At 35.2% G+C, this 18,873-nt stretch carries 12 protein-coding genes; 4 read left to right on the top strand and 8 right to left on the bottom strand.

What is annotated here, in order from left to right:
- The 5 genes from ACNO7W_RS07880 to ACNO7W_RS07860 form a co-directional block, all read right to left on the bottom strand.
- The coding region (locus ACNO7W_RS07880; RefSeq protein ID WP_417937690.1) for a beta strand repeat-containing protein at positions 1–3,000 on the bottom strand (3,000 nt) is incomplete at its 3' end.
- 650 nt (positions 3,001–3,650) lie between these two features.
- Complete coding sequence (locus ACNO7W_RS07875) at positions 3,651–5,651, bottom strand: cytochrome c biogenesis protein CcdA (protein WP_417937689.1); 2,001 nt, start codon at positions 5,649–5,651, stop codon at positions 3,651–3,653.
- Entirely contained in the window at positions 5,651–6,961 is a 1,311-nt protein-coding gene (gene tilS / locus ACNO7W_RS07870) for a tRNA lysidine(34) synthetase TilS (RefSeq protein WP_417937688.1), read from the bottom strand. The genes ACNO7W_RS07875 and tilS overlap by 1 nt, the downstream gene beginning before the upstream one ends.
- A gap of 13 nt (positions 6,962–6,974) precedes the next feature.
- Positions 6,975–8,129 carry an ATP-binding protein gene (locus ACNO7W_RS07865; protein WP_417937687.1) on the bottom strand — a complete coding sequence of 385 codons (1,155 nt, stop codon included), beginning with the start codon at positions 8,127–8,129 and terminating at the stop codon, positions 6,975–6,977.
- Positions 8,130–8,719: 590 nt separating this feature from the next.
- Positions 8,720–10,006 (bottom strand): anthranilate synthase component I family protein, encoded by a 1,287-nt coding sequence (locus ACNO7W_RS07860; protein ID WP_417937685.1) that lies wholly within the window; start codon positions 10,004–10,006, stop codon positions 8,720–8,722.
- Positions 10,007–10,195: 189 nt separating this feature from the next.
- Between ACNO7W_RS07860 and ACNO7W_RS07855 the strand changes: the two genes are divergently transcribed.
- From ACNO7W_RS07855 to ACNO7W_RS07845, 3 genes are all read left to right on the top strand, one after another.
- Entirely contained in the window at positions 10,196–11,920 is a 1,725-nt protein-coding gene (locus ACNO7W_RS07855) for a hypothetical protein (protein ID WP_417937684.1), read from the top strand.
- A 303-nt stretch (positions 11,921–12,223) separates the two neighbouring features.
- Positions 12,224–12,631, top strand: a complete 408-nt coding sequence (locus tag ACNO7W_RS07850) for a VOC family protein (protein ID WP_417937683.1) — start codon at positions 12,224–12,226, stop codon at positions 12,629–12,631.
- A gap of 33 nt (positions 12,632–12,664) precedes the next feature.
- Complete coding sequence (locus tag ACNO7W_RS07845; RefSeq protein ID WP_417937682.1) at positions 12,665–13,045, top strand: DoxX family membrane protein; 381 nt, start codon at positions 12,665–12,667, stop codon at positions 13,043–13,045.
- A gap of 95 nt (positions 13,046–13,140) precedes the next feature.
- On the opposite strand, the gene lpdA is transcribed toward ACNO7W_RS07845, so the two are convergent.
- Together lpdA and ACNO7W_RS07835 are read right to left on the bottom strand one after the other, a co-directional pair.
- Complete coding sequence (gene lpdA / locus ACNO7W_RS07840) at positions 13,141–14,544, bottom strand: dihydrolipoyl dehydrogenase (RefSeq protein WP_417937681.1); 1,404 nt, start codon at positions 14,542–14,544, stop codon at positions 13,141–13,143.
- Positions 14,545–14,695: 151 nt separating this feature from the next.
- Complete coding sequence (locus ACNO7W_RS07835; protein ID WP_417937680.1) at positions 14,696–15,154, bottom strand: Lrp/AsnC family transcriptional regulator; 459 nt, start codon at positions 15,152–15,154, stop codon at positions 14,696–14,698.
- A 303-nt stretch (positions 15,155–15,457) separates the two neighbouring features.
- On the opposite strand from ACNO7W_RS07835, the gene ACNO7W_RS07830 reads away from it, so the two are divergent.
- Entirely contained in the window at positions 15,458–16,684 is a 1,227-nt protein-coding gene (locus ACNO7W_RS07830; RefSeq protein ID WP_143386602.1) for an aminotransferase class I/II-fold pyridoxal phosphate-dependent enzyme, read from the top strand.
- 124 nt (positions 16,685–16,808) lie between these two features.
- On the opposite strand, the gene ACNO7W_RS07825 is transcribed toward ACNO7W_RS07830, so the two are convergent.
- Positions 16,809–18,740: an amino acid permease gene (locus ACNO7W_RS07825; protein ID WP_417937679.1), complete on the bottom strand. Its 1,932-nt coding sequence runs from the start codon at positions 18,738–18,740 to the stop codon at positions 16,809–16,811.
- Positions 18,741–18,873: the final 133 nt, after the last annotated feature.

Genomic DNA, 18,873 nt, shown 5'->3' with positions numbered 1-18,873 from the left:
ACGGGTGAACGTTGGAGCAGTGTTGTCACGGATAGTGATAGTCTGAACCTGGTTTGCAGCAGCGTTTCCGCAGTTGTCAACCAAACTCCAGGTTCTTGCTATTGTGTAACCACCCTGGCAACCAACGATTGCTACCGGTGCAGCATCGCTGAAAGTAGCTTCGATTCCGGTTGAGCAATTGTCCGCTTCATTGGTTACATCTCCGGCTGCGGTTGTTGACGCATCGTATCCGCAGGTTGCGTTGGTGTAGATAGTAATATTCGCAGGACGGGTGAAGGTCGGTGCGGTATTGTCACTAACCGTGATCACCTGTGTAAACACCAATGATGCGTTGCCACAATCATCTGTTACAGTCCAGATATTGGTATAAGTTCCGGCCTGAGGACACAAAGTACCCGCTACAAAAGATCCTGATGTTTTTACAATATTCGTTACATCAGTATCAAAGTTGTCGGATGCAACCGGGAACAACGCCTGAGCAGCTGTTATCCCTGCTGCATCACTACATTGTTTGGTTACATTCAGTGCAGTGGTCCCTGTTGTCCAAGTTGGCGCAATAAGATCAATAGTGAGTGTTGCAAAACCAGTAGTAAAACTACCTTTAGTATTGGTGAATTTTGCCCTGTATTTATAAGTATTTAAGCCTGCAGCTGCAGGGCTGATTGAAAGCGTTGAAGTGGTAACACCAGCAGAAGAAGAGGTTACTACACTATAAGGACTGGCAATTGTAAGAGCTACAAATCCACTACCGTTATCAACTTGCCATTCCACACCTGAACCCGGAGTAGGTGGAATACTGTTTACTTTAGCAATAAAATTAACAGAACTGCCAGCACAAATTGTTTGACTGATTGGATTTGTATTAAAAGTTGGGGCACCGGCACCACCTTCACCAACAACAAATGTACTAAAGGCTGAAAGACCTATAGCTTGTGTACTGGCAGCAGTTTTTGTACCCACTATTGGATAAGTCCAGCCGCTGCTGTATTTGCCAACAATGAAGTTTGAAAAAGCTGCAAGTCCATCCATATCTCCTGCAACAAAATTGAAAGTAGCATTATAGGTCCCGAAAGTAACTCCACTATTAACAAGACTCCAATAGCGGTTTACATTTTTTGTATCATCAATCGCTGAAGTAGCAATATTGGGGTCATCTGCAGCTTGTGTAAAGGCAGTAATATTTCCGGTACCATTTGTGCCTGTGCCCGAAAAACCTATATTAACAGGCGTGTAATTTGATGCATCACCAATTTCAAAATTTTTACTTGAGGTAGAAGCAGCAATTCCTTTTCTTAAATTACCATTTACATATTTCCCCGTACCAGCCCCACTGACTGTTGCAGAATTGCCTAGTATAAGTGTGTTGGCGCCAGTATTGATTTTATTTGCACTAAATACAAGTGCGCCATTGATTGTAATATCATTACCCAATGTTTTATCTGCACTACCAGCAATTGTTAATGCCCCAAACGTAGTTGGGCTGCTACCGCCAATAGTCTGACTGCCACCATTGAAAGTAACTGTTCCTGTTCCGGCTGTAAATATTCCTCCATTATTTGTCCAGCTTCCAGTAAGATTAAAAATTGGAATACCCGTGCTTGTCATTGGTTGAAGAGTTCCACCATTAATCAGAACATTCCCACTTACATTTACTGTTGGCGTTCCAGTATTAGTAGAAAAATTAAATAACCCGTTATTGATTATAAGATTACCGGAAATAGTAGTTGTAGTATTACTTGTTGTAGAAAGTCCAAAAGAACCACCGGTTGTGTTTTGAATAGTTAAGCTCCCAAGTACAGTTTGAAGATTTCCACCGGCACTCATATTACCTGCACTAGTATTAATAATTACATTGCCATATGAAATATTTGGCCATGGAGAAGATAGAGATGTTTGAGTTTCATATGTACTTGTTGCGCCAAAACTTCGTGTACCACCAAGAATTGCAGTTCCTGCGGTTTGAATAAATTTACCTCCATTTTGAATTGTAAAAGTTCCTGTCGCCGTTGTAGCAAAATTTGAATTACCAGTTACTATTGCACCAGTTGTAATAGTCAGATTATTAAAATCAATTATAGCTCCACCACTAATAGATTGAGTCAGACCATCAAATATAACAGTACTTGTAGACTTTGTAAATGCCCCATCATGTACCCAATTTCCGGAAATTTTTAATGTACCAGCTCCTGAAAAAAATATTAAAGAATTTGCGCCTGCAGCATTCGTTGTAATATTACCATTCACATCAACGGTTCCAGTACTTACTGTTAATCGACCAAGTCTATTATTACTTCCTCCTCCATTAGCATTTCCATTAACAGTTAACTCCCCCTCTATATTCAGTATTCCTGATCCAACTATAATTTCATTTGTTCTTGAATTGGAACCGGGGCTATTAATGGTTACATCCCCAGAAACAGATAAAGTAATTCCCGGATTGATCTGAAGTTTCGTATCAGTACTCCCACCAACAATCGTAATGGATTTTGCTGACCTATTATCTGTAACTGTAACCGTTGCTCCAACAGATATTGCAACATCGTCTCCTGGAGCAGGGACAGCTCCTCCAACCCAAGTATTTGGATCGCTCCAATTACCCGTAATTACTTTAGATGTGATTGGTGGATCCGTAAACTCATGCCAAACATTTTCACCTGAAAACTGGCCTATAGCAGTAACTCTTAATATTTTACCTACACAGTGAGTTGTGCTCAGTTGCCAAGTTGTCACAAATTTACCATTTACATCTGCCGCAACAATCCAAGCATCATGTGCTACATCTGCAGTGTCATCAGGATAAATTTTTGAATGCAAAACTTGCAAATGAACCGTCTCTTCAGGTAGGAAACCAACTCCTGTGAATGTTGCAATAGTACCAGGCTTGTAATCTGGAAAGTCAGAAGTCAAACTTGCCTGCCCAAAAGCTCCATTTGCAAAAAACAAATTTGCAATTAAAAAAACAATCGTTAAAAATCTGGATTTGAGTAGAAATGTTTTCATATTTATTGAATTAAAATATTAAAATAACGAATACTGATGCCAACTATAAAAATGTGAAACCAATAGAATGGGGGTTCTATTTTTTTGATTTATCTCAATTAAAATGCTTTAGAAAAAATACTTTTTTTAACAAAAGATTGCTGCATAATCTCCTAAAATTCATCAACTTGAATACTAAATTATGCAATTAAGAATACATTAATCCAATTTTTAATACATTTCCGATTAAAGGAATAAAAAAAACTGCGAACTACATATTTTGTAATTTTCAGAAGAAATAAAAAATAAAAATTAGAAAATATGTTGGCTTTTGAATACGATTTTCAATTTGAATTGATGAAAATTTGGTTTAAACAGACTCATTTTTTTTCTTTAGAAAGAAGAAGGCTAACAACAAATAAATTGTCAGCATATATCACAAGAAGTGCACTTTGTTTTAAAAATCTTTAGAGGAAGTCCAGCTGTATAAAAGAATTCCAAAGCGGCTTATATGTCTTTGAAGTACAGAAATCCCAAGTAAACACTGGCTTCACAGGTCATTTTTAAAGAGTTAATTACTTCTCTCTACCTCTTTTCGGCTAAGAATAGGACTAAAAAAACCCTGTCCAATTAATTGGACAGGGTTGCTATTTGTGAAACAAAAAAAGAACTTATTTCTTAAACTTCGAAATCCCTTCTTTTAGCCAACTCTCATATTCTTCCACTCCAACATAACTAATTGTTGGCTTATCTTCATTTAAACTTTTTCCTTCCAAATCTGTTAACACATACAATGGTTGTGTATTGGTTTTATATTTCGAAATCATGAAATCGGTCCACTTATCACCAATGGTTTCGATTTCGGCTCCAGTAGTTTTAGAAATATAATGTTCGTTTTTAGGCAATTCACGCTTATCATCCACGTACAATGAAATCAGAACAACCTCATTATTCAAAATGGAAAAAACACGCTCATCAGACCAAACATTATTTTCCATTTTTCTGCAATTCACACAAGCATAACCGGTGAAATCCAGCATAATGGGTTTATTTACGGTTTTGGCGTACCCCAAACCTTTTTCATAATCATCGAAAACCACTAATCCATGCGGTCCGCTTTTGGCATCATCCGGTAAAATGGCAGCCGAAGTTTTAAGTCCTGAACCTCCAACGCCAAAAGGACTTTCACTGTATTCCATTGGAGGCGGGAAAGCATTAATCAATTTTAATGGTGCTCCCCAAAGTCCCGGAATTAAATAAACGGTAAACGTTAAAACCAGTAACCCCATCAACAACCTTCCTACTGAAATATGAGTTATAGGACTATCATGTGGCATCGTTATTTTTCCAAAAAGATATAAAGCCAATGCCCCAAAAATAGCAATCCAAATCGCCAAGAATACTTCTCTTTCCAATACATGCAATTGCAAAACCAAATCAGCATTCGATAAAAACTTGAAAGCCAAGGCCAATTCCAGAAAACCCAAAACTACTTTTACGGTATTAAGCCATCCCCCAGATCTTGGCAACGAATGCAACCAACCCGGAAACATCGCAAACAACATAAAGGGTAAGGCCAAAGCCAATGAAAATCCCAGCATTCCAATTATTGGAGCGATTCCACCTTTAGAAGCCGCCTCAACCAGAAGTGTCCCTACAATTGGACCGGTACAGGAAAACGAAACAATGGCCAGCGCCAATGCCATAAATAATATACCAATTATTCCTCCTCTATCAGCCTGACTGTCTACTTTATTTGCCCAAGAATTTGGCAGCATAATCTCGAATGCTCCAAGAAATGAAGCAGCAAAAACAATCAACAAAATAAAAAATATAATATTAAACCAGACATTGGTAGACAAAGCATTCAGGGCATCGGCACCAAAAATCCATGTCACTAAAAATCCCAATACCACATAAATAAATATTATTGAAATTCCATAAATGATAGCGTTTCTAATGCCTTTAGCTTTTGATTTACTTTGTTTGGTAAAGAAACTTACCGTCATAGGAATCATTGGGAAAACACAAGGAGTAAGCAATGCGGCAAATCCTGATAAAAAAGCAATAAAGAAAATGGACCATAATCCTCTTTGAGAAGCTGGTTTTGTTACTGTAACTTCTGATTTTACAGGAATAACAGTTTCTTTTACGTCCTTTGTTGATACTATTGTGTCCGTTTTTGTAGTATCTGTTGCTGTAACTGCAATCGTCGTTTTTGAATTTAATGGAATAACAAAAGTGAATTTTTTCTCCTGGTTGATACAAACTTCTTTACAAACCTGGTAATTCAATTCGGCTTCTATTTTTGTAATCTTCGGGTTTGTTACCGTAATTTCTTGTTGAATTTGTGCTTTTTTCTCAAAAAACGTTTCATTAACCTCAAAAACATCGTTGAAAGCAGTTCTCGTTTTACTTTCTTTGGCTTTGCCAACTAAATTAAAATTTCCTTTTTGATTTTTAAAAATAATTTCCAAAGGCAAAGGACCACCATCTGGCGTAAACTGTGAGTACAAATGCCAATCATTTTCTATGACAGCATTGAAAGTAAGTATATAATTATTCTCAGATTTTTTTTCAATTTTGGTTGTCCACTTTGCAGGATCAAGAATTTGGGCATTTACTTTGGCGAAAGCCAAAAAAGCAAAAAGTATAAATAGTAATTTTCTCATTATTCTAATTGTATTTTAAGTATATTTTGTGTGCTGTTTTCTATTCTGAAACGCTCATCCTGACGAATCCCAACAACCCAAACAATTTCATTATTGGAACATAAAAGCCAAGTATTTTCTTTATCGATCAATGATAATTTTTCATCCTTAAATAGTTTGCTTACTTTCTTAGATTTACCTTCCATCCCAAAAGGCTGAAAAACATCCCCATCATTCCAATGCCTTAAAACCAAAGGAAATTGTAATTTATTGGCGTCAACAAAGATAGTTTTATTTGAAACGATACTAATGTCGGCTACTTTACAAAACGAAAGATTTAAGGGAATCTTAACTTCTTTCTGATTTTCATCAATTAAATATTCCTCCTTTTCATTTACGAAATTCATGGGACTTAAGATTAAGAAATCCCTGTCTTTCAACAATCTAAACTCGGGAGAAAAAACCTGTTTGCCCGATTGACTTTCAACCAAATCATAAATATCATCCCATGCCGAAAATCCAAATTCTTTCAACCATTGGTACAAATACGATTTATAGTTGGGTAATTTCTTCAATTGATTCAAATCAAAGTAAATATTGTCCTCATCTCGCTTTGCCACTTGCTGGTATACAATAATCGACGCATCTTCAACCATAGCTTGCGCTTCTTGCAAATAGGTTTGCGTTTTATGAAAAGAAGAAAGGAAATTTGGATTTAATTCCTTTAACATCGGAACTAAATGATGGCGAATTTTATTTCGAAGGTATTTATCAGATGTATTACTGCTGTCTTCACGCCACTGAATCGTATTTTCTTTAGCATACGTTTCAATTTCTTGTCGGGAAAATAGTAAAAGTGGCCGAATTACTTTTTCATTTTGCTCCGGAATGCCTGTTAAACCCTCTAATCCGGTTCCACGCGTAAGATTGATGATAAAGGTTTCCAAGTTATCATCGGCATGATGTGCGGTGAGAATATAGTCGAATTTTTCGGTATCCAGAAGTTCATAAAACCAATTGTATCGCAACTTGCGAGCGGCTACTTGAGTAGAAAGCTTATAATCTTCCGCAAATGCTTTGGTGTCAAATTGGGTAACAAAAAGCGGAATACTATTGGTAGCAGCATACTCCTGAACAAAGTTTTGATCTCCAAAACTTTCCATTCCGCGAAGTTGAAAATTGCAATGTGCAAGAGCAATTTCATAATTCAATTTATGAAACAAATGTGCCATTACCATGCTATCCAATCCTCCACTGGTAGCCAAAAGGAGTTTTTTGGTTTCCAATAATGGAAAATTTAGGGCAATATGATTTTTTAATTTTTCAATCATTTTTCAAATTTAGTTATTTTAAATCATACCAAGAAACCACATTGGCAATGGTTCGCTTTTGATTGTCTAAACCAGCATAAACCAAAGTTTTACTTTTGACATTCTCTTTGGCCAAAGCCGAAAAATAAATCATTCCTTTAAATAAATCTTGAGAAATAGTGGTTGTCGATTTAATTTCTATTACATTCAGCAGTTCATCATCCTGCCGAATTAAATCTACTTCGTGACCTGCGGAATCGCGCCAAAACCAAAATTCATCCATCAAATTCTGATGGTAATTTTGTTTTACATATTCGGCAACAATCATGTTTTCGAATAAATTTCCTTTGTACGATTTACCAATTATTTGATTTGCATCTTTTATTTTTAACAAATGACAAAGCAATCCTGTATCATAAAAATACAACTTTGGGCTTTTTATAACCCGTTTATCAAAATTATCATGAAGGGGTTGCAGCAAAAACAAAATATAACTACTCTCCAAAGCCGACAACCACGATTTGGCAGTTGGTTGTGTAATTCCACACTCTTTTGCTAACGAATTCAAGTTCAGCAATTGTCCTGCTCGTGACGCACACAAACTCAAAAAAATCCTAAACGTTCGCATTTCCCGAATATTTACAAGTTCCTTAATATCGCGTTCCACATACGTTTGAATGTAATTGCCATAAAAATTTTTGCTTGGAATATTTCTGTCAAAAATTGCGGGATAAAACCCTTTCAGCATTGCTGCTACATAATCTTGAGATAATAAATTCTCCGATTTTAATTCTGTAAAATCAAAAGGCAATAATTTAAAAATCGCTACTCGACCCGCTAAACTCTGTGTGATATTTTTCATTAAATGAAAATTCTGCGAACCCGAAAGTATAAATTGTCCCATTATTTTACTATCATCAACAATCGTCTGAAGATAGGAAAATAGTTGCGGTGTGCGTTGTGCTTCGTCAAAAATACAATACTGGGAATATTTTTCAAAAAAACCTTTAGGGTCATCTTCTAAAAAGGCTCTCAAATCAGGACTTTCCAAACTGATGTATTGATACTCTGGAAAAAGTTCTCTCAATAATGTAGTTTTTCCAGATTGTCTTGGTCCGGTTAATGCAATAACTGGGTATTTAGTTCTATAAAAATGTATCGCATTAACTATTTCTCTTTTTACTGCCATAATAATCTGTTTATCAATAACAAATATACTTATAATTTTGAAAATACACGAATTAAATTTTGAAAATACAAAGATTTAATTTTTAAATTACATAGCTTTAATTTTCAAAATACATGACTTCAATTTTGAAAATACATGGCTTAAATTTTGAAATTACATGACCTCTATTTTGAAATCACATGCTTTATTTATTTATGACTATCCGTAAATAATACTAAAGAAAAATTTAGCCACAAATTTCACGAATTTGTCACGAATTTTTATCCTTAAAAGAAAAATTAAACACTAATTCGTGAAATTTGTGGAAATTCGTGGCTAAAAAAAATAATTATACCATTTAGACTTTAAATTTACTGTGATAAATCAATTTAACTGTGTGCGTCAGTTCGAGTATTTTATTAAAAAATGCGATAGCTTTTTTTAATAAAATGTATCGAGAACCCTAACATTGTAAGCTTCTCGATACAATTTTGAATAGTAAAGCTGTCGCATTACTATTCAAAATCACTCGAAGAGACGTGGTGTTTTTTATTCCAGTAAAATCAAAAGTAAAATGGTATTATAGTCCGCTAAGCGGACAGTCATATTATTTATTGTAACACTTCCCGCATGGCTTTTGCCTTGAGCAAACATTCCTCATACTCTTTTTCAGGAATTGATTGTGATGTTATGGCACTTCCCACTGAAAAAGAAACGTATTGTTTCTCCTGATTGTACAAGATGCTTCGGATAACCACATTGAAATCGAAATCCCCACTTGGCGTAAAATAACCTACTGCCCCACTGTACAAACCCCGTTTTGTTTCTTCCAGATTTTCGATGATTTTCATTACCGAAATTTTTGGCGCTCCGGTCATACTTCCCATCGGGAAAGTGGTTTTTATTGCATCAACCGCAGTATATTGATGATCTAATTTTGAAGTAACCGTAGAAATCATTTGGTGCACTTGCAAAAAAGAATAAATGGCACATAATTCTGTTACTGCTACAGATCCTTTTTGTGCTGTATGCGACAAATCATTGCGAACTAAATCCGTAATCATAATATTTTCCGAACGCTCTTTCGGGTCTAAAGCCAATTGCGTTCTTGATTTTTCATCTTCTATAAGATCCGAAAATCGTTTTGCAGTTCCTTTAATTGGCTGCGAAATAATTAATTCTCCCTTCTTTTTCAAATAGCGTTCCGGAGAAGCTGAAAGTAAAAAATGCTTATTATTCTTGAAAAAAACGGCAAATGGAGGCAGAGAAATTTCGTTCAGCTTTACAAACTTTTCAATCGGATCTATAGTTGCATTTTCAGCAAAAAACTCCATGCAAAAATTCGCTTCATAAATATCACCGTGATGAATGTGTTCTAATATTTTGGATGCCTTTTCGAGATAATTCTCTTTTGGAATTCGCTGCTGAATTGTTATTTGTGAGTTCTGAATACTAAATACGGAACACTGGACGCTTATCTCCTCAAAATCTTCCTCAACTTCGTCATCACACATATTGAGATATTGAATTTCGAGCTCATTCCCCTTCAATAAAAATATTTTTTTAGGTTGGAAGAAAAACAAATCCGGAAAATTCAGTCCATCAAAATTATTCGATTGTAAATCCTCTATATCATTTTTTAAATCATACGATAAATAGCCAAAAAGCCAGTCTTTGGTAATTTGCTGATATTGCTTTAAATCCTCGAAAGCATTATGATAGTCCGTTTTTATGGAAGTAAAAGCATCTACTGCAAGCAGACAATCATAACTGGAATATCCCTGCGGATAGTCATTACTATCCATAAAAATGACTTCACGAAATTGTTGCGACCAAAGCAAAAGTTGCTGTTTGAACAGTTTTGGATTTTGAATGGTTTGTATAATAGATGTTCTCAAGCAGAATATAATTAGAAAATCAAAAATACGACAAATCTATCATTAAACTTTAATTGAATGGTATTAGTGGCGTTATTAACCCAGAAAATCATGATCCTTTCCGAATAATTAAGCTTACAGAAACCATAATTGATTTCTTTAAATTTTGTAATTTTACCAATAAACATCTGCAAATCAAACCAAAAGAACATGAAAAAAATTTTAATCTTAATCGTGATTACTTTTATTTTTTCTTGCAAAAAAGAACCTCAAAAAAATGAGGATGCGGTAATCGGAAAAACTAAAAAAACCTCTTACGGATGTGCACCACAAACTACAGATGCAAGTTGGTATTTAACAAATAATAAAGCCCCTATTTTTAAAGGACTCAATGTTATTGATTATCCGATAACTACTAAAAGTACCGAAGCTCAAAAGTATTTCAATCAAGGAATGGCCCTTTCCTATGGTTTCAACCATGCAGAAGCGGCTCGTTCATTCTATTATGCCACAAAACTGGATCCCGAATGTGCCATGTGTTATTGGGGATTTGCTTACGTACTTGGCCCGAATTATAATGCCGGTATGGAACCGGATAATTACGAAAGAGCCTATAAGGCTATTCAAAAAGCAATACAACTTTCAGACAAAGCTTCGAAAAAAGAGAAAGCATTGATAAACGCATTAGCAAAAAGGTATACCGAGAAACACGTTGAAGACAGGAGCAACCTGGATATTGCTTACTCTGCCGAGATGAAAAAAGTGAGTAAAAAATTCCCGGATGATGTCAATATCAACGCACTATATGCCGAATCCATCATGGATTTACATCCTTGGGATTTATATGAAAAAGACGGGACACCAAAGAAATGGACACCAGAAATTGTTTCTTTATTAGAGAAAACACTAAAAAAAGACCCCAAAAATATCGGTGCAAACCATTTTTATATCCATGTCGTAGAAGCATCAAATACTCCCGAACGGGGCAACAATGCGGCCAAAGCTTTTGATGACGGATTGGTTCCGGGATCCGGACATTTGGTCCACATGTCATCCCATATTTACATCAGAACAGGCGAGTATCATAAAGGTACCCTAGCCAATATTAATGCCGTAAAAGTGGACAGCAACTATGTTGCCATGTGTCATGCCCAAGGTGCTTATCCTTTAGGATATTATCCTCATAATTACCACTTTATGGCTGGAACAGCAACTTTGGAAGGCAATAGCAAATGGGCAATGATAGGTGCCAATAAAGTATCAAAACATGTCCATCCGAAGACCATGACAGAACCCGGCTGGGGAACACTACAGCATTACTATGTGATTCCCTATTATGTAGCGGTTAAGTTTGGGAAATGGGATGACATACTTAAAATGAAATTAGTCACGGAAACCTTAAAATACCCCGTTGCTGTTACGCATTATGCAAAAGGCATGGCTTATTTAGGAAAAAATGATTTAAAAAAGGCTAAACAAGAATTGCTTCAACTTGAAGAAATAGCAAAAGATAAAAAATTGGAACAGATAACAATTTGGGAATTAAATTCTGTTTCCACTTTGACACAAATTGCCAAACGGGTTTTGAAAGCGGAAATAGCCGCAAGTGAAAAAAATTACGTTCAGAGCATTGCACTGCTGAAAGAAGCGGTTGCTATTGAAGATTCCTTAAATTACAATGAACCACCAGATTGGTTCTTTTCCGTGAGACACCATCTCGGAGCAGTACAAATTGAAGCCGAAAAATATCAGGATGCCGTAAAAACGTATGAAGACGATTTAAAACGATTGCCTAAAAATGGATGGGCGCATCACGGACTCCGACTTGCCTATGAAAAGATGAACAATAAAACGAAAGCCAAAGAGATTACAAGACTTATTGAAAAAAGTTGGGGCAACGCAGATACAAAAATCACAACATCAAGGATAAAATAAAAGTGTCCGAAAGTCAATTTCATTATGTAATTTGATGCTTTCCTAGAAATTGCTACAGCTAATGTTTCAGCTTCCGATTGAGTCGATATTTCATCATTTTCAGGTTTTGAAAGAATTTTTTAATCATACTGTAAACTCTTTTGCTAGGATTGAATCCCGTTTTCAATAGGTTCTTGTGCTTAAATCTTGCTACTATTGTGCTAATATTCTTTAAATTAACAACAAAACATAAGAAAAATTAACTATTTTTATTGTAACTTTACAAGTAGTAATAACTTTTTGGTCATTTAAATCGTTCCCGTCATGGTTTCAAAAATTTTCATCAATTTAGCTGTTAAAGACCTGAAAAAATCAATAACTTTTTTTACAAAATTAGGATTTTCTTTCAATCCAAAATTTACTGATGAGTCTGCTACTTGCATGATTATAGCCGAAAATATTTTTGCAATGTTACTTACTGAAGAACGTTTTAAAGACTTTACAAAAAAAGAAATCTGCAATGCCCATAAAAACACCGAAGTATTGATTGCCATAGCTGTTGAAAGCCGAGAAAAAGTAGATGAATTAGTAAAGAATGCAGTTGATGCAGGTGGTTCAATTTACATGAACCAACAGGATCATGGATGGATGTATGTCCATAGTTTTGCCGACTTAGATGGGCATCAATGGGAAATCCTATATATGGATGAAAGTGCTATTCCAAAGCGATAACCCTCAATTTTTAACCAATTAAAACCATATATTATGAAAATTGCAATTATTATTATCCGAACTCTAATAGGCCTTTTGTTTCTTTTTACCTCTATTAGTTTCTTTTTAAACCTAACGCCAGAACCTGTCTCCACCGGAAATTTTAAGGCTTTTCAGGTTGGTTTGGTTGCCTCAACTTATTTAATGCCTTTAGCAAAAACTATTGAATTACTTTGCGGATTATCATTTGTTACCGGGCGCTTTGTAACCTTAGCCAATATTGCTATTCTTCCTGTTACAATAAATATATTGTTGATCAATTTTTTCTTGACACCCCAAAACATGCCAATTGCTTTGTTCGTATTTTTAGGAAACATATTTTTAATTTACAGTCATTGGGAAAACTATAAAGGTTTGTTTGTAGCTAAAGGCTAAATAACTCTTCTTACAACAAAACGAAAACCCGTTCATTTGAACGGGTTTCTTTATTTTTAAACGAGATTTAATTATCTCATTTTCAAATTTTCTAATTAAACATGCAAAGCTCTATTGTCAGTAGCGGCTAATGCAGCTTCTTTTATTGCTTCTGCAAATGTTGGATGCGCATGGCTCATTCTGGAAATATCTTCGGCAGATGCTTTGAATTCCATTGCGGTAACGGCTTCAGCAATTAAATCCGCACAACGTGCTCCAATCATATGAACTCCAAGAACTTCATCCGTTTTTGCGTCAGCAAGAATTTTTACAAATCCGTCTAAATCTCCACCTGCACGAGCACGACCTAAAGCTTTGAAAGGAAAACTTCCTGATTTGAATTCCACACCAGATGCTTTCAATTGCTCCTCGGTTTGTCCTACAGCAGCCACTTCTGGCCAAGTGTAAACAACACCCGGAATTAAGTTATAATCAATATGTGGTTTTTGACCTGCTAAAATTTCAGCAACCATTGCTCCTTCTTCTTCTGCTTTGTGTGCTAGCATTGCTCCACGAACAACATCACCAATTGCATAGATATTAGGAACTGAAGTTTGCAAATGATCGTTTACTTCAACCATTCCTCTATCAGAAATTTTCACACCCGCTTTATCAGCATTCAATCCATCTGTATAAGGACGACGTCCCACAGAAACTAATGAATAATCTCCTTCAAGAGTAATTGTTTCTCCTTTTGCATTTTCAGCTTGAACTACAACAGCATCTCCATTTCTTTCTACTGATTTCACTTTATGAGAAACGTAGAATTTCATGCCTTGTTTTTTCAATACTTTAGTCAATTCTTTAGACAATGAAGCATCCATTCCAGGAATAATTCTATCCATGAATTCCACTACAGAAACTTGCGCTCCCAATCGTAAATACACTTGACCTAATTCAATACCAATTACTCCACCACCAATAATGACCAAATGTTTTGGAACTTCTTTAAGTTTCAACGCTTCGGTAGAAGTGATGATTCTTTCTTTATCGATTTTGATAAATGGCAAAGAAGATGGTTTTGAACCTGTAGCGATAATGATAGTTGCAGCTTCGATAGTTTCAGAAGTTCCATCCGCTTTTGTAACAGCAACGTGAGTTGCATCCATAAAAGAACCTAAACCTTCCAGAACTGTAATTTTATTTTTGTCCATTAAAAATTTCACACCACCCGAAGTCTGATCCACAACGGCTTGTTTGCGCGCAATCATTTTTTCAAGGTTCACTTTTACTTCACCTGAAACTTCAATTCCGTGATCTGCAAAATGAGCAATCTCACTGTAATGATGAGAAGAAGCAAGCAATGCTTTTGAAGGAATACAACCTACATTCAGGCAAGTTCCTCCAAGAGTGGAATATTTTTCGATAATTGCTGTTTTAAAACCCAGTTGTGCACAACGAATTGCTGATACATATCCGCCTGGTCCAGAACCTATAATGACTACGTCAAATGAACTCATAGTATATTTTTTTATTGTGTTTTTATAAAATGTCGCACAAAATTAAGGAATTAAGTTTTGTTTAAAGTTTAATTTACAAGGTTTTTTGTTATGAATTTTTAGCAATTACTATTTACATACCGTTGAATACCTACTTAAATTGGCATATATACTAAATATCAACAACGGTCGTGCTTTTTACTTCACTAATCATGAATGTGCTGTGCGTACTTCCTATATGTTGTAATGTGGTGAGTTTTGTAACCAAAAATTCCCGATAGGCTTCCATATCTTTTACCACTATTTTCAAGATATAATCGTAATCGCCGCTCACATGATGACATTCTATCACTTCCTTGAGTTTTACCACTTCACTTTCGAATTTAGTAATAAATTCCTTGGTGTGCTGTATCAATTTGAGGTGACAAAAAACAACAAAACCTTTCTCAACTTTCGAACGATTGATTAACACGACATATTTATCGATTATCCCTTCTCTTTCCAGTTTTTTAATGCGTTCGTAAACGGCAGTAACTGAAAGATTGAGTTTTAAGGAAAGTTCTTTAGTTGTTTTTTTACTATCGGATTGTAATAAAAAAAGCAGTTTTTTATCTATTGAATCTAATGTCATTTTATTGAAAAATTGGAATGGATAAATAATCTATAAAATTCTTATTTGAGAAGCAAATTTAGAAAATTAAATTATATAATTTCAATTTAATAGTTTTAAAATCCAATAGTAAACAATATGATTGATTATTAATCTAGAACAATGTTATTTTGAATAGATTTTATACAGAACGAAATCCCCTAGCCCTGATAGAAGCGGCATCCTTTCCAGTCCTGAACTTGTTTCAGGATCCTGAAACAAGTTCAGGACTGGAAAGATATAGCGAATAGCAGGAATAGCTTCAAATAACAATAAAAAATAATTATGAAAAATTTCAATCCCGCAGACAACATTCAGGATTTACAGTACTTTGGCGAATTTGGCGGTGTAAACCCCTCCATTTCTGATTCCTCAACCTATACTTTCTTATCGGCAAAAACGATGTTCGATACTTTTGAAGGCAATATGGAAGGCTGTTATTTGTACTCGCGTCACTCCTCTCCGAGCAATTTGTATTTAGACAAAGCATTGGCAGCGATGGAAGGAACGGAAACAGCAAACGTTTCAGCATCAGGAATGGGAGCAATTACGCCTACTCTATTACAATTGTGTGGTTCAGGCGATCATATTGTTTCAAGCAGAACTATTTATGGTGGTACCTATGCTTTCTTAAAGAATTTCACTCCGAGATTAGGCATCAAAACCACTTTTGTTGACATCACAAAACTAGACGTTGTAGAAGCTGCAATTACTCCCGAAACTAAAGTTTTGTACTGCGAGACCGTGAGCAATCCTTTACTCGAAGTGGCAGATATCGCCGGTTTGGCAAAAATTGCAAAAAGACACAATTTGAAATTAGTTGTCGATAATACTTTTTCTCCATTATCCGTCTCTCCTGCAAAATTAGGTGCTGATATTGTGATTCACAGTTTGACAAAATACATCAACGGAAGTAGCGATACAGTGGGTGGTGTAACATGTGCTTCCCAAGAATTTATTGACAGTTTAAAAAATGTGAATAGTGGCGCCAGTATGTTACTTGGGCCAACAATGGATAGTTTGCGTTCGGCCAGTGTGATGAAAAACTTGCGCACGCTACATATCCGAATGAAACAACACAGTCATAATGCGATGTATCTGGCGGAACGTTTTGAAAAAGACGGACTGAAAACAGTTTATCCTGGTTTGAAAAGCCACCCGAGTCATGAGTTGTACGCTACAATGATTAACCCAGAATATGGTTTTGGCGGAATGATGACATTGGATGTTGGGACTTTGGCGAAAGCCAATGCATTAATGGAATTGATGCAAGCACGAAATCTAGGATATTTAGCAGTGAGTTTAGGATTTTATAAAACCTTATTTAGTGCGCCTGGAACATCTACTTCAAGTGAAATTCCTATGGAAGAACAGATAGAAATGGGGTTGACTGATGGTTTAATCCGATTCTCTATAGGCTTAGATAATGATATTGAAAGAACGTATCAGATGATGAAAAAATGTATGATAGAATTGAATGTTCTAACATCAGAATCCGTTTTAATGGAATAATTTTTTTTTAGTTTTGTAGTTTGTTAAATCCGTTTGAAAATCATTTTCGAACGGATTTTTTTTGGTTTAAACCAAAAAAACGTCTTGATTGAACAAGACGTTTTCCTATATAAATTTTTAAAAATTAAACTTCTTTAAAGTTCAACTTACTGTTATTTCTGCTAAAGCTAAAATAAATCACCAATCCAATCAAAAGCCAAATTCCAAAGTAAATCCAGTTCCAAACACTTAATTCAGCCATCAAATACAAACAACAAATTAAACCTAACAATGGAATTAAAGATAAATTTTCTTTGAAAGACCAAACCGTCAATCCAACCAAAACGATTAGGAAAATCCACATCGGAATTTTATGCTTAAATAAATCAAAACCACTCTCGTATTTAATAGTATCTGCTATTGGTAATCCAGCAATTACTGAAGCGTATTTTGCATCATCTTGTTGGTATTGGCTCAATAAATGTTCTAAATCCGGTGTTTCTGTCGTACTGTTCTTAGTGTCAATACCTACCAAATAGTCATATACTTTTTGGGTTTCTTCTTTATCCAGTGAAGTAATAATATCCGCTGAATTGTTTATTTGAATTTCATTGGTGATAAAATCCATAGTTGCCTTTTTGTTATAGACAAAAGCAAATACAAGCCCAATAATCATTAAAACTGGCATGATAAATTTTGAATTCACATAAGGTGTTTTGAATTTTCCACGAGGAATATCTTTTTTATTTTGTAATACCAGAACTCCAGCACAAACTAGGACAAAAGCGAATAAAGTTCCTATACTACATAAATCCGTAACCATGGTCAAATTCAAAAATAAAGCAGGAATTGCTACCACAAAACCAGTAACAATGGTAGCGTAAGAAGGTGTTTTGTATTTTGGATGCACTTTAGAAAAACGTTTCGGTAACAATCCATCACGACTCATACTCATCCAGATACGAGGCTGCCCCATTTGAAATACCAATAAAACACTTGCCATGGCTATCACTGCACTTACCGCAATTATACCAGACATCCATTTTAAGTCTAATTTTTCAAATACAAAAGCCAATGGATCTCCAACATTCAATACATTATAACTCACCATTCCCGTAAGCACTAATGCAATTGCAATATATAAAATGGTACAAATTATAATAGCCCACATCATTCCTTTTGGCAAATCCCGTTGTGGATCTTTACACTCTTCAGCAGTTGTAGAAATCGCATCAAAACCAATGTAGGCAAAAAACACTGCCGAAACGCCTTTCAAAACACCCGTAATTCCATTTGGAGCAAAAGGATCCCAATTGGCCGTATCTACATAAAAAACACCAACTGCAATAACCAAAAGAACGATACATAATTTCACAACAACCATTATGTTACTTGCATTTCGAGATTCTTTCATCCCACGATAAATTAATGCTGTAATTAAAATAATGATCAATAATGCAGGAAGGTCAGCAACAAAATGGAAAGAACCAATTACAGGCGACGTAGTCCATGCATTATGAGCTGCTTGTAAAGCCAAACTCAAATTATCAAAAGATTTTCCGCCTTGCATTAATGCCGTAGCATCATTATAACCATTGGAAGCCGTCAAATAATCCATTTGAACCCATTGAGGTAAATGGATACCACCACTTTCAAGTAAACCAGTAAAATAATCACTCCATGATATCGCGACCGTTATATTACCTACTGAATACTCCATTATCAATGCCCAACCAATAATCCAAGCTATTATTTCACCAAATGCAACGTAGGAATACGTATAGGCACTTCCGGAAACAGGAACCATCGAGGCAAATTCAGCATAAGCAAACGCAGCAAAACTACAAGCTATCGCTGTAAACAGGAAAAGAAATATAACTGCGGGTCCTCCATCAAAACTGGCTTTACCAATGGTACTAAAAATACCAGCTCCTACAATCGCTGCAATACCAAAAGCTGTCAAATCACGAGCCGTTAAATGCTTACCTAATGCATTATGTCCATCTGCATTATTTTTTTCAACTTGTTTTAAAATGTCTTGTACCGTCTTCTTTCTAAATAAACTTGAAAATGCCATATTCTAAATTTTATCATTAAAAATTAATATATTATAAATTTTATGCTCTTATTTTGCTAATAATTAAAGTAATCTTAAAAATTCAAAAGTATAAAACAAATTGAATTAATAGTATCTCTTCAACAATTTTTTT

Origin of the sequence: Flavobacterium sp. ZB4R12, assembly GCF_048276375.1 — a bacterium.
Lineage (GTDB): Bacteria > Bacteroidota > Bacteroidia > Flavobacteriales > Flavobacteriaceae > Flavobacterium > Flavobacterium gawalongense.
The sequence above is the reverse complement of the archived record's forward strand: the minus strand, read 5'-3'. Positions and strand labels throughout refer to the sequence as shown.

Excerpts from the sequence above, each read along its gene's own strand:
- ACNO7W_RS07875 (WP_417937689.1), bottom strand. The coding sequence starts at position 5,651 with ATGAGAAAATTACTATTTATACTTTTTGCTTTTTTGGCTTTCGCCAAA.
- tilS (WP_417937688.1), bottom strand. The coding sequence starts at position 6,961 with ATGATTGAAAAATTAAAAAATCATATTGCCCTAAATTTTCCATTATTG.
- ACNO7W_RS07865 (WP_417937687.1), bottom strand. The coding sequence starts at position 8,129 with ATGGCAGTAAAAAGAGAAATAGTTAATGCGATACATTTTTATAGAACT.
- ACNO7W_RS07855 (WP_417937684.1), top strand. The coding sequence starts at position 10,196 with ATGAAAAAAATTTTAATCTTAATCGTGATTACTTTTATTTTTTCTTGC.
- ACNO7W_RS07850 (WP_417937683.1), top strand. The coding sequence starts at position 12,224 with ATGGTTTCAAAAATTTTCATCAATTTAGCTGTTAAAGACCTGAAAAAA.
- ACNO7W_RS07845 (WP_417937682.1), top strand. The coding sequence starts at position 12,665 with ATGAAAATTGCAATTATTATTATCCGAACTCTAATAGGCCTTTTGTTT.
- lpdA (WP_417937681.1), bottom strand. The coding sequence starts at position 14,544 with ATGAGTTCATTTGACGTAGTCATTATAGGTTCTGGACCAGGCGGATAT.
- ACNO7W_RS07835 (WP_417937680.1), bottom strand. The coding sequence starts at position 15,154 with ATGACATTAGATTCAATAGATAAAAAACTGCTTTTTTTATTACAATCC.
- ACNO7W_RS07830 (WP_143386602.1), top strand. The coding sequence starts at position 15,458 with ATGAAAAATTTCAATCCCGCAGACAACATTCAGGATTTACAGTACTTT.
- ACNO7W_RS07825 (WP_417937679.1), bottom strand. The coding sequence starts at position 18,740 with ATGGCATTTTCAAGTTTATTTAGAAAGAAGACGGTACAAGACATTTTA.